The sequence below is a fragment of the Marinifilum fragile genome, from assembly GCF_963677365.1.
GTDB lineage: Bacteria > Bacteroidota > Bacteroidia > Bacteroidales > Marinifilaceae > Marinifilum > Marinifilum fragile.
In genome coordinates this window covers 519,358-532,020 of sequence record NZ_OY781962.1, presented here as the reverse complement: position 1 = coordinate 532,020, position 12,663 = coordinate 519,358, and the positions used below count along the sequence as shown (strand labels likewise).

Sequence of the window (12,663 nt, the reverse complement as noted above, 5' to 3'; positions counted from 1 at the left end):
CGATCCTGTTTCGGGTGAAAACCTCCAGATTTGAACTAGAGATGTTTCAATTCTATCAACATGACTTCACAGATTTGGAACTTACTTTTTGGACAGCCTCTTTCACCTAAAAGAATGCGGCACAGGCGATACATTGTCCTTTACTCCTTCTCCCTTACTTTATCTTTAAAAGGAGAAGTATATTCATAGTCTTTACCATCATTACCAGTTAAATTTCCCATCCAATCTTCTTCGAGTTCAACTCTATTATTACCCCTATTAATAGAACTCTTTTCTTCGGCTGATTCGTAATAATCGTCATCAGAATTGCCATTCGTCCCACCATAGGAATTATTACCTGAACTACCTATAAAGCCTGAAATATCGGGTTTATTGCCAGAAAGCAAAAATCCTATTAGCAAAACCGCCCCAATCAAACACACAATACCTATAATAATAGCAGCCGCAACATTTACAAATACAAAACACATTACTGTACTTGCACCAGTAAGCAACAAATAGGTAATAAATGGATATAAACCAGCTTTTATATCTTTTTCTTTAAATATTCGAATGGCATGATAGGTAATCGATCCAAGTAAAAGTATTAAGCCTAAGAACACAAAATTAGAAGCAATAAAGTAAGCAGTTAACAAACCAGTGCCACATGAAACAAACCAAAACAATGTTCCTAAGCTTAAATCAAGACCATCATAAGATTTACGGAAATAAATAAAAGTATAATATATCACCATCACACAATACGCACAATACGCAGCAAACCCCCATATGTACAATAACGAACTGCCATTCATCATTTCTCTTGAATTTAAAAACCAGAATGGATTTGGCATTGCAAAGAAATAGAACAAAACCAGTAAACTATTTATTATTAATGGAATTTCATAAATTATTCGATGTTTGTCTCCAATATGAGTCAAGTTTAAAAAGGTTATAATCAAACCTAAACCAAGAAGAATAATTGCTAATATTTTTTGATTTACTCCCAATGAAAAATTGGTAAAATTCAAAACATATCTATCAAAGACAAACGGAAAAATAATACCATCCCCCTTACTTAAAAATCCTGATTGAGTAGATAACTTTCTTTTATTAATCGCAGCTTTCTTCTGAATATCAGCTTTCATCTTAGCATCATATACAATAGGCGGGCTAGAAATTTTTTTTAGATACTTCGTTGCAACGTATCCCTCTCGTGATTTAAAGTATATTTTACTCCATTCCCCATAGGTGGCATGCACATAAACCTCCTTGCCTTTTTCAAGCGTTGCAATAACAGTGGAAGTACTACTAGGGCCTTCACGCATATTTAAGTTATCTACTTCAACCTTATGCATTCCTTTTGAGAAGGCATTTAAGCACAAAATAATACCAAGCAATAAAACAGCTAATCGTTTCATAAATATTTTAATTTTTCCTCGTTGATTTATTCAAATTGCATTGGTAACAAATGTATTTTTTTCTTCTCATTATTACAGTCTTAGTACGTCTTCCCTGATAAATAGAACCAGGGTTTCGATAAATAAACATTTTTACATTGCTTTACTTATAACAAGAATAGTTTGTCAAGTCCCAAAGTTTACCCAAATAAAAAAGAGGCCACCTCTTTTGTGTCAGCCCCTTTTTGCCGTTTTCTTTATCCCTTGTAAATGGTACACTAGTCAATTTTTTCTCCCAGCCAATTGTAATCTCAACTTATTCAAAGACTTCATAAAATTTATTTAAATCGACTCACAGCTATTTCCCAATCCAGCTTCCCAAAGGTTCCAGTATTCGAAAAGTTCGCATACTTTGCATCATATCTGGCAGCATGTTTTTATATACCTGCCGATATTCTTTTGCATTCAGGTGGTTCTTTTCAAAGGCCTCCATACTTGCTTCGTTCCACCTTTCATAAATGGTAAAGCGGGAAGGATCTTCTGCATCCTGATGCAGAAAAGTGCTTACAAAGGCCTCTTCTTCGGCCATTTTATTGAGTACCTGCAAAGCGGCTTTCTTCCAGTCCTCAAGCTTATCTGGTTTAATGTGAAAATTTACATAGAAGATCAAATCATTTTCCGATGGCTTTACAGTTGCACTTATCCAGTAGGCCAATGGTTTTAACAGGTGAATCTTTCGGGGAGTTTCACTTATCAAGGGTAGTCGCTTCTCATATTCCTTTCGATAGGCTTTCCCTTCCATTTGATAAGTCATAAAAGCATCCTTCGAAGCATCCGTCCAACGCTCATACATGGAAAAACGCCCCTCACCTTCCGCATACTGGTGCACAAAAGCACTCACAAAACTATCTTCCTGAGTCATGTTTTTAACCACACCCATTAATCGTTCCTGAAACTCGTTTATAAATTCTGGCTTGATATGATATTTCACATAGAACACCAGGTCATTGGGATTAGCATATTCATCAGTCATCCTTGATTCTTTTTAATTCATTTTTGTTCTCATTAATTTACAACGATTTGAATCAAGGGGCAACTAAGATTTCAATTATTCTCATCTATCCATTCGGTAAAAAACAGCTCGCCATATCATTTAAGAAATCAGCGGGCCGACTATCCAATCTATAAAGCTGAGTTCGATGAATCGTATACTTTGAAAAAGTTCCCTTAGCGCCAATAATTTCATTATTTTTTCTTGCAATCGTTTGTAATCCTAACTTATTCAAAGACTTCTGAAAATTTAGATTTTATTACAAATCTGAGTTCGTATCTTTACAGCCTTAAATTTTTAATGCATGCAAAACAAATTAAGAGTTACGCGATTTCAAGGCAAACAATGGTACGAATTCTGGATACAGAACCTATGGCGATATCCCAACAGGTTATTGGCCCTAAAGGCTGCCATTGCCATGGGAACATTGTTGATTCCCTTTGTGATATTCGACATGGCTTTTATTGGGGTAACCTTGGCTTTGGGTGCACTGGCGGGTGCCTTATCCGAAACCGATGACCACCCTAAGGGAAGGGTAAAAGCATTGCTGCTTACCATTCTTAGTTTTGTGATTTCCTCTGCTTCAGTCGAGATTTTATTGCCCTACCCCATTCTGTTTGGCATTGGCCTGGTAGGATCTACCATCACCTTTATTCTGGTTGGTGGCCTGGGTGAGCGTTACCGGGGAATTACATTTGGAGCCTTGCTTGTAGCCATTTACACCATGTTGGGTGCCGAAATTTCGCCCAAATGGTATGCTCAAATCATTTTATTGCCAACAGGAGCGCTTTGTTATGGATTATTGTCACTGATATTGCTGTATTTGCATCCTGCACGATTGTTAGAGGAACAATTGGCCGATGGTTTCGAGAATCTTTCTTTGTACATGAAAGAGAAATCAAAGCTATTTCCCAGCGATAAATCCATACAGAAAAAAACCAGGCAAGGACTGGCTTCTTTAAATGTAAAAGTAGTAAACTCTATAGGCAGATGTAAGAATGTTTTGAACAGTTACAGCGATGCTATGAATGATGAGAATGAACTTCGTCCCTACCTTCACAAGTTTATTCTATTGCAAAGTCTTCACGAAAGAGCCGCATCAAGTCATGAGCGTTACGATTTGTTGAGTGCTGATGCAGACAACCGAGAGATTTTGGAAGGTTTAGGTCAGTTGATGTTGCAATTATCTCTTGCTGCACACGAAGTATCAAAAAGTCTGTTAATGGGAACGGAATATCATCATCCTGTTTCCATAAAATGGACCATCAATGCCATTCAAGCTCAATTGAAAGCGATCAGGAAGAATGAGAACAAAAATGATTTGGGTTTGCTGCTGCAGAACCTTAATCAGTCGCATCTTTCCTTACAAAACATGAATTTTAACGTGGATTCCGGCTTATTGCCAAGAGTCGACAAAGATTCGAGTAGTTTGTGGAAACGATTTACCAATCAGCTGAATTGGAATCATCCAAAATTCAAATATGCCATCCGATTGTCTACCTGTTTCCTTATCGGATATCTTTTGATGCTGGCTTTTGATATCGAAAAAGGTTATTGGATTTTATTGACCAGTTTGTTTGTGTGTCAGCCCAGCTATAGTGAAACCAGGCAAAGGCTGTTTCAGAGAATTCTGGGAACCATAACAGGTGTGGTCCTTGGGGTTAGCATTGTTCAAATCCTCCCTACTATTGGTGGACAAGTCGTTCTATTGCTGATTGCCGCCTTCCTTTTCTTTGCGTGGCTAAAAAACAATTATGCAGTTTCGGTAATCTTTGTTACCATATTTGTGATCGCTGCTTTTAATCTGCTTGCCGATAAAGGAGTTGTTGTAATGATTCCCAGAATTATAGATACGGTAATTGGTGCACTGCTGGCCATTATCGTGGTTCGTTTCATGTGGCCCGATTGGCAATACAAACAATTGCCGAACCTACTGGCAACTGCCGTAGAAAAAAATCATGACTACTTTAATCAGATACTATTGGAGCATAAAGCACCCAGCGAAGATGATCTGCTAACCTATAGGATTTCAAGGTATCAGGCTCATCAGGCTGATAATGCACTATCCATGGCCTGGAGGGGAATGAAACTGGAGCCCAAACGCCAGCAGAAAATGCAAAAAAGGGCTTTTTCCATTACCTATCTCAACCATGCCTTGCTTTCGTATCTATCGGCTTTGGGTGCACACCGTAACATTCCTGATTATATGAATGAGGAATTGCAACTGATGTACCAGGAGGTGGAAAAAGAACTTCTAGTGGTAGCGGAATCATTGAGAAGAAACGATTCGAATTGTCCCTATGAAGATCTTGAGATTGTTCTGGAGAAATTGGGGAATACCCTGGAAACTACAGAAAGGGGAACACACCGCCAAAAGTTGGTATTGCTTTACAATATTGCCGAAGTAACACAGCAATTGGCACAAAAAGCCTCTCAAATTGAAGTAGAATAAATATTTCACGCAAAGGACGCACAAGTTGCTAGCATAGGGGCATTAAACAAAAATATGAATGCGACTATCATTCTTCAATTTAGCTTTACTTTGCTCAAGCCGCATGGCTCTTACTTTTTGCATTGATCAAAAAGTAAGCAAAAAATCTAGGGCGTGTAAGCCCAAACTACTTCTACTTGAAAAACATTAAGTTCGGCGCGGTGATCTTCTCAATTCTTCGAAGCTTCCCCGTCTCTCTAAATGTTTTCTGCGGATAAGCAGCTCGTACTTCCAATGCCCCAAATCCGCTATATGTCATACAGAGTCAATAAGAAGAGTTTTCTTGCAAAGTATTATCGAAAATTTATGATTACATAAGTTATGAATAACAAAATCAGCCTTGAAATCTGAAACCAAACAAATGTAGACATTAAAGTCCTCAGCAAAAGCAGAGGACATAGGAAATGCTTTGTGCAGAATAAATCAATTTGCCTTGGGTTTTAACCCAATGATTTTAAGTTAAAAACCTGCAGAAAATGTGACATTCAAAAATTTGTTGGGCCACATAGATGAAAAAGTCGTTAAGAACAGAATTCCATGAATGAGGTACGAGAGAATATTATTCTGTTTAAACTTTGAGTCGTAATGGGTAACGAAATTTTTGACGTCTAGATCTTTTGGTTCTTTTATAGCAATGATAACCGAGCTTTGCGAGCTTATGAATGCCCGTGAAAATTATGAATGAATAAAAGAACAGCCCATCCGGCTTGAGGATAAATAAAAAAGAAAACCTCTGTCTTTTAGGACAGAGGCTTAAGATATGGAAATTCAATTAATTAATTTCTTCGTGGACAATATGGCAATTTCACCATTTCGTAAGCGTCATGATAATTTCCTTCTACACAGTCGGTAGGATCGCAACAAGTATGGCAAACTCGTTTGAACGCACGGAACTTATGAAGCTCTACTCCAGGTGCCATAAAATCTTCTTTCACGGGTTCTTCACGCATTAAATCTGTACTTAAGTATTTTTTGTTGTCATCGGCAAATACAGTTACCACCACTGCATCAGCACCTAATTCCTCCTGAACTTTTAGTGCTCCCAAAAAGTTTGCTCCCGATGAAATACCAATTCCGATTCCCAATACAGAAGAAAGTTTTTGTGCCATAACAATTGCATCACCATCATCAACACTTACAATCTCATCCAGTTTATCCAACTCTACAATGGAAGGAATAAACTCATCAGAAATTCCCTGAATTCTATGCTTTCCAACTTTATATCCAGTAGACATTGTTGGTGAATTAGATGGTTCAAGAGGATGAATTTTGATATCAGGATTCTGCTCTTTTAGGAATTTACCAACTCCCATCACAGTTCCGCCTGTTCCAACACCTGCTACAAATGCATCAGGCACCAGGTTTCTGTATTTCAATTGCCACCACAATTCCTGAGCCGTTGTGTTGTAATGTGCTTCACAATTGTCCCAGTTGGAAAACTGACGTGGCAAAAAGGTATGCTCGTCCTCTTCGGCTAGTTTGTTCGCCATTTCAATACTTCCGAGGAATCCTCCCTCCTCTTTGCTTACCAGCTGAATATCCGCACCATAGCTTTTCATCAGGTTAATTCTTTCCTGGCTCATCCAATCGGGCATATAAATGGTAACAGGATGTCCCATAGCACGACCAATTCCTGAGAATGCTATTCCTGTATTGCCGCTGGTTGCCTCGATAATACGATCACCTTCTTTTAAAGCTCCGCTCTTGTATGCTTTTTGCAAAATATGAAATGCCATTCTATCCTTAATACTACCCGTCATGTTCAGGTATTCAGCTTTGGCATAAATGGTGCGAGTTTTTCCTTTGTAAGTAAACTTTATCGCTAATAAAGGCGTATTTCCGATCAAACTGGAAATGCCTACAATTCTTTTGCTTAGGGGATTTGTAATCATTTTGTTAGGTTTGTTATTTAACGTGAGCTCTATGTAAAAATCGACCACAGTTTGATCTGGTTTTGAGTAGAAATTTTCACAAATCCGTGAAGGAATATCGGGATATTTCAAACGAATTTGGGAGAATTTATGCCAAAAGCAGGCAAACCAATTATGGAAAGTTCTCTTTACGACATCTTCACATTAAAAACTCCTCAAAATAGCCCGCTATTCTTTCAGACTTTTTAATGCAAATCTATCGCAAGTATAACTTTCTGTGAATAGAATTTTACATCGATCTCACGTTTAGTAGTTAAATATATTCAATCTTATAGGATCTCTTTATCCTTTATGTTTCTTAAAAAAGAGGCAAGCTCGTTTTAACATGTCTGAATAAATTGGCGAGCTTGCCTGCTTTGCTGAAACTTACACTTAAATTATGAAAGACGTTATTAGTTCAATTCAGCTAAATATCTTTCAGCTTCCATAGCTGCCTGACATCCAGAAGCTGCAGAAGTAATAGCCTGACGATATACAGGATCCTGAACATCACCACAAGCAAATACACCTTTAACATTTGTTTTAGGAGTTCCTGCTTCTGTTAAAATATAACCCTGTTCGTCAGTATTCACATATTTTGAGAAGACATCAGAATTTGGATGGTGTCCAATTGCCAAGAAAAATCCATCAATAGCAATCTTCACTTCCTCTTCTTCAGGAGTACCAGCTTTTTTAATCAAAGTACAGCCTTCAACTCCCATATCTCCAGTTAATTCTTTGGTATTGTGTTCGAATAATATTTCGATATTTTCTGTTTTGAAAACTCTCTCCTGCATCGCTTTCGAAGCACGCAAATGATCCTTACGTACCACCAAATACACTTTGTTACAAAGTCCGGCAAGATATGAAGCCTCTTCGCAAGCAGTATCACCACCACCCACTACGGCAACATCTTTTCCTCTATAGAAAAATCCATCACAAGTAGCACATGCCGAAACACCAGAACCTTTATATTTCTCTTCACTTTCAAGTCCCAAATACTTGGCAGTTGCTCCTGTTGCAATAATTACCGATTCAGCTTCTATTTCAGTTTTACCATCCACAGTTACTTTGTATGGTCTTTGCTCAAAATCAACATCTGTAACAATTCCCCAACGGCAATCACAACCAAATCTTTCAGCTTGCTTTTTTAGCTCTCCCATCATTACAGGACCACTAATTCCTTCCGGGTATCCAGGAAAGTTATCAATCTCAGTAGTTGTTGTTAACTGACCACCTGGTTGCAATCCTTCATAAACCACAGGGTTCAAATTCGCTCTGGAAGCATAAATACCAGCTGTATAACCCGCAGGTCCTGAACCAATAATCAAACACTTTACTTTTTCAATATTATTCTCTTTCACATCCATCTTAAATCAATATTTTATCACCTGAATTTGATTAAAATTCTTCAGGTTAGCTTATGATATCTTTTTCATTTTCTCCAACATGGTCTTTAGAATCACCTCATCGGTTACTTCCATTCCTTCATTGGCCAGGCGACCAATATTTCTGATTGTTGCTTCAACATCATCATCAATAATACCATTCATTCCATTTAGCACATTGTGGTTCATTGCCAATAAAGAGGATTGAATGGCAGCACTAACACTTGCCGAAATCTTGTGTGAACATCCATATTTTGCACCATCGCAAATCATACCTGTTACACTACCAGTCATATTTTTCAAGGTCATGCCCAACTGTTGGAAATCTCCTCCCATAATGTAAGTGATTCCACATCCTGCACCAGCAGTAGAAAGCAATACTCCGCATAATGCCGACAATTGGCCTACGAATGATTTCATGTAAATCGTAGTTAGTAATGCCAGAGCCAAACCGCGTAATAATTTCTCGTGCTCTACTTCCAATTCTTCCGCTGTAACAACAACAGGAAGAGTAACGCTAATCCCTTGGTTACCACTACCACAATTCGACATAACCGGCATAGTACTACCTGCCATACGAGCATCAGAAGCAGCTGCTGTTAACATGATGGAGCGGTTCATGACATCAGAAGACAATAAACCTTTCTTGATATTCAACAACATCGATTTGCCAACCTGAAGACCATAATTTCCTCTTAAGCCCTCCTCAGCAATCGATTTGTTCAATTTGATTCCTTTTTCGATGAAACTGATCTCTGAAACATCTACACTATCTATAAAGTTGTAAATTTTTTCAAAGCTCCATTGAGAAAAGTCTGTTCCTCCTTTATCGTCAGAATTACATGCATTGCTGTAAATCACCTCACCATTTCTTTCAACGACTACAATGTTTGTATGACGGTCTTGAATAATTACTCGACCAGTATTGTCACCATTGTGGCAAATACACTCAATATACAATTTAGGTACATCATACTTTACATCAACTGAAACCTTTCCTTCATCGACAAAAGTTTTTGCCATATCCATAACATCATTGCTGATGCCATCCAATACTTCAAGTCCCGCTGTTGGATCACCACCTAAAGCACCTAATGCTCCGGCAATTGTTAATCCAACCATACCCGAACCAGGTATACCTACACCCATTCCATTCTTTAAAATGTTTCCACTTACAAAGAACTCAATGCGTTCTGGTTGTAAGGTTAACACTTCGCGAGCTTTAGCCGCTGCATAAGCAACTGCTACTGGTTCTGTACATCCAAGAGCTGGAACGAATTCCTCCTTCAGCTTTTGCAAGAATACTTCTTTCATTAGTTAGAGATAAAATTAAATGTTTGTTGTTTTTTTGGGTGGTTAATTGTTGTTAGATGAAAGAACGGACCGGCCGGCCCCTTACCTCCGACCGATCCAAAACTAAACCAAAACAGACTATTGATTTTGTTTTACGATTTCTTAGGGTTCATCACTACCTCTACAGAATCGTATTTCTTAAATAATTTTTTAGCAAATTCTTTTACTTTCTTAGCACTAATACTATTTACAAGATTATTGTAAGATTCAGTATCAGTAATAGGCTCATCGTTCATTAATGATCCTTGAATTACACTTAACCAGAAACTGTTTTCTTTTACTGCTTCAGCTCTATTCTTAATATAATTCTTCTTGATTTCTTCAAGATCAGTTTCATTAACTGTTTTTACAATGGCATCAATTTCCTGATAAACCAATTCTCTAAGTCTTTCTTGTTTTTCAGGACCACAATCAAAATTGATTGAGATACCAACATTTTCGTATGGACGCTTGCTAATTGATGGACGAACGCTAACACCATAAGTTCCACCTTCTTGCTCACGTATGGTTTCCATATATCTTTTAGATAGCAATTCTGCAACAACTCTTGCATACATTCTTGTTTCAAGATTGTATTTCATTTCATTTTTAACTGAAAGGAATACGGTTGTTTTTGGCACTTGCATTTCTCTTTCAAAAATATTTTGAGATTTTCCTTCTGCCATACGCACTTTTCTGTCAACCCAGTTTTCTTTGCGGTTCTCAGAAGAAATGCTACCAATGTATTTGCGAATTAAAGGCAAATGCTTTTCCTCATCAATATTACCTACAAACAGGAACGTAAAGTCGCTTGCATCTTTAAATCTGTCCAAATAAATTTTCTTAGCCTTTTCAAAATCGATATTGTTTACGAACTCTTCATTGAACATCAATGCACGTTCATGGTAATTAGCCACCATTTGTCCAATTGTATCTTTCAATGCTTTGCCATTGTCAGCTTTTACATTTTGAAGATTGTTCTTGATAGCTCCCATTTGTGCCTGGAATACATTTTTATCGAATCTTGGATGCTCGAAATACTGATACAATAATTGTAGCATAGTTTCGAAATCTTTTGGTGAAGCAGATCCTGAGAATGTTTCTGTATAAGAACCTAACTCCGGGCTTACACCTGCAATCTTACCTGTTAATTTCTTTCTCAACTGAATGGCATTGAATTCACCTACTCCTGAGATTTTAGCTAACATTGTCGCAACATCACCAGACTCTAAATCTTCTCTTTCAAGTAGTGAACTACCTCCAAAACTATATGCATTGAATAAGATTTCATCCTTGCTGTAATCAGTCGGAAGAACAACTACTCGTGCACCATTCTCTAATGTATATAATTTCGCATCCGTTCCTTTCACAACTGATTCTGAAACAAATTTCTTGTCTGTTAATTCATCAGTAACAAGCGGAGCATCACCAGTTTCATCAGCATAAGCTTCAATATTTGAAGTCATTACTTTTTTAACCGATGCAAATAATTCCTCTTTTGTAGGATATTTGATTTCCTCTTTATCAGGACCGCTCAAAGCAAAAACACTGTTGTTGATATCTCCATAGTTCTTCAACATTGAATTTACTTCCATTAAAGTGATAGATGGAATTGTTTTCTCACCAAATTCCACTTCCCATTCTACCGAAGGAGCAGGATTAGCACTTAAATAATGCTTCTGGAAAGTTTGAGCCCAATCTTCATTTGAGATTTTATCTTTTCCTTGTAGATATGATTCATAGCTTCTCAAGAAAGAAGTTTTTGCTCTTTCCAATTCTGTTTCTGCAAATCCAAAGCGTTGAACTCTTGCAAATTCAGTCATGAATGTTTCAAATGCCTCAATTTCTTTATTCTCTTTTGGAGCTACATAAAGGTAATTAGCCTCTTTTGTACGACACATTCCGAAATTACCTACGCTCATTCCCACAGCAGGACATTCTGGATTTTGCATCAACTCTTTCAAGCGGTTGTTCAACATGGTATTGAACATTCCCTGAACCAAACTCTCACGCATATAATTTTCATCACGTGTAGTATAAGCTGGCTTTCGGAAAATCCAGTTGATAGAAACTGATTTTGCCTCTTTATCTTTCGCCAATACATATTGTGTCTCCTTGCTATCTTCCACCTGGTAGTATACTCTTTCAGCAGCATTTTTAGGCATTGGAATTTTTGAGAAAAGTGCCTTTACTTTGGCTTCAATTTTCTCTACATCAAAATCACCAACTACCACTACAGCTTGGTTATCCGGACGATACCATTTCTTATAGTAATCACGCAATTGCTTGTGTTCAAAATTATCGATTACATTCAAGTCTCCAATTACATCACGCTTCGCGTACTGCGAGTGATTGTACATTACCGGGCTGGTTTGAGAATTGATGCGAAAACGTGAATTTCTTCTGGTTCTCCACTCTTCGTGAATAACACCTCTCTCTGATTCAATTTCTTCTGCTTCCAATAACAAGCCACCTGACCAGTCGTGAAGAACAAGAAGAGCCGAATCGATTAAGTTTTCGTTACCAGTAGGTAGGTTACTGATATTGTATACTGTTTCATCCTGAGCTGTATAGGCATTGATATCTCTACCAAACTGAATACCATTCTTCTCAAGATAATTGATCATGTTTTTTCCTGGGAAATTTTTAAGGCCATTAAATGCCATATGCTCCAAAAAGTGAGCTAAACCATTTTGTGCATCTTCTTCCAAGATTGCACCTACGTTTTGCACAAAGTAAAGACTTGCTCTGTCTTTTGGCTCCTCGTTGTGCATCACATAATAGGTCATTCCATTAGAAAGCTTACCATGCTTTACCTTAGGATTCAACGGAATTGTTGTAGTATTTTGGGCCTGGCTAAAATTACCAGAGAACAAAATCACACTCATTACGAGTAAGGATAAGAATTTCTTCATTTTGTTGTTTTTTTAGTTTTCTCAAAATCATTCCGAGAGTTCTGCCCGTCCGAGACAACAATCTTAAATGAGCATGCATAAGTAGCATGTCCTCAATTTAAAATGGTTTTTTGGTAATTGGTTTTCTAATGATAAAAGGGTGTGAGCAGGGAGTTTATAGATCAGATATTGGGGTAAAGTTCTTTACTGCCCTGCCC

Annotated in this window: 7 protein-coding genes; 1 reads left to right on the top strand and 6 read right to left on the bottom strand. The window is 37.6% G+C overall.

Annotated elements, in window-relative coordinates; genetic code table 11:
* Positions 1 to 140: 140 nt before the first annotated feature.
* Both ACKPCA_RS01940 and ACKPCA_RS01935 read right to left on the bottom strand, forming a co-directional pair.
* On the bottom strand, positions 141 to 1,400 hold the full coding sequence (locus tag ACKPCA_RS01940) for an SH3 domain-containing protein (protein WP_321281058.1): 1,260 nt from the start codon (positions 1,398 to 1,400) through the stop codon (positions 141 to 143).
* 337 nt (positions 1,401 to 1,737) lie between these two features.
* Complete coding sequence (locus ACKPCA_RS01935) at positions 1,738 to 2,412, bottom strand: putative quinol monooxygenase (protein WP_321281057.1); 675 nt, start codon at positions 2,410 to 2,412, stop codon at positions 1,738 to 1,740.
* Between the two features lie 322 nt (positions 2,413 to 2,734).
* Here ACKPCA_RS01935 and yccS point away from each other — a divergent pair, with 322 nt between their 5' ends.
* Positions 2,735 to 4,882 carry a YccS family putative transporter gene (yccS, locus tag ACKPCA_RS01930; protein WP_321281056.1) on the top strand — a complete coding sequence of 716 codons (2,148 nt, stop codon included), beginning with the start codon at positions 2,735 to 2,737 and terminating at the stop codon, positions 4,880 to 4,882.
* Positions 4,883 to 5,697: 815 nt separating this feature from the next.
* Here the strand turns inward: yccS and ACKPCA_RS01925 are convergent.
* The 4 genes from ACKPCA_RS01925 to ACKPCA_RS01910 form a co-directional block, all read right to left on the bottom strand.
* Complete coding sequence (locus ACKPCA_RS01925; protein ID WP_321281055.1) at positions 5,698 to 6,813, bottom strand: PLP-dependent cysteine synthase family protein; 1,116 nt, start codon at positions 6,811 to 6,813, stop codon at positions 5,698 to 5,700.
* A 431-nt stretch (positions 6,814 to 7,244) separates the two neighbouring features.
* Positions 7,245 to 8,201 carry a thioredoxin-disulfide reductase gene (trxB, locus tag ACKPCA_RS01920; protein ID WP_218186172.1) on the bottom strand — a complete coding sequence of 319 codons (957 nt, stop codon included), beginning with the start codon at positions 8,199 to 8,201 and terminating at the stop codon, positions 7,245 to 7,247.
* 51 nt (positions 8,202 to 8,252) lie between these two features.
* Positions 8,253 to 9,533, bottom strand: coding sequence for an L-cysteine desulfidase family protein (locus tag ACKPCA_RS01915; RefSeq protein ID WP_321281054.1), 1,281 nt, complete (start codon positions 9,531 to 9,533; stop codon positions 8,253 to 8,255).
* Between the two features lie 131 nt (positions 9,534 to 9,664).
* A complete protein-coding gene (locus ACKPCA_RS01910) occupies positions 9,665 to 12,466 on the bottom strand; it encodes a M16 family metallopeptidase (RefSeq protein ID WP_321281053.1) in 2,802 nt (933 codons plus the stop codon).
* Positions 12,467 to 12,663: the final 197 nt, after the last annotated feature.

Excerpts from the sequence above, each read along its gene's own strand:
- ACKPCA_RS01940 (WP_321281058.1), bottom strand. The coding sequence starts at position 1,400 with ATGAAACGATTAGCTGTTTTATTGCTTGGTATTATTTTGTGCTTAAAT.
- ACKPCA_RS01935 (WP_321281057.1), bottom strand. The coding sequence starts at position 2,412 with ATGACTGATGAATATGCTAATCCCAATGACCTGGTGTTCTATGTGAAA.
- yccS (WP_321281056.1), top strand. The coding sequence starts at position 2,735 with ATGCAAAACAAATTAAGAGTTACGCGATTTCAAGGCAAACAATGGTAC.
- ACKPCA_RS01925 (WP_321281055.1), bottom strand. The coding sequence starts at position 6,813 with ATGATTACAAATCCCCTAAGCAAAAGAATTGTAGGCATTTCCAGTTTG.
- trxB (WP_218186172.1), bottom strand. The coding sequence starts at position 8,201 with ATGGATGTGAAAGAGAATAATATTGAAAAAGTAAAGTGTTTGATTATT.
- ACKPCA_RS01915 (WP_321281054.1), bottom strand. The coding sequence starts at position 9,533 with ATGAAAGAAGTATTCTTGCAAAAGCTGAAGGAGGAATTCGTTCCAGCT.
- ACKPCA_RS01910 (WP_321281053.1), bottom strand. The coding sequence starts at position 12,466 with ATGAAGAAATTCTTATCCTTACTCGTAATGAGTGTGATTTTGTTCTCT.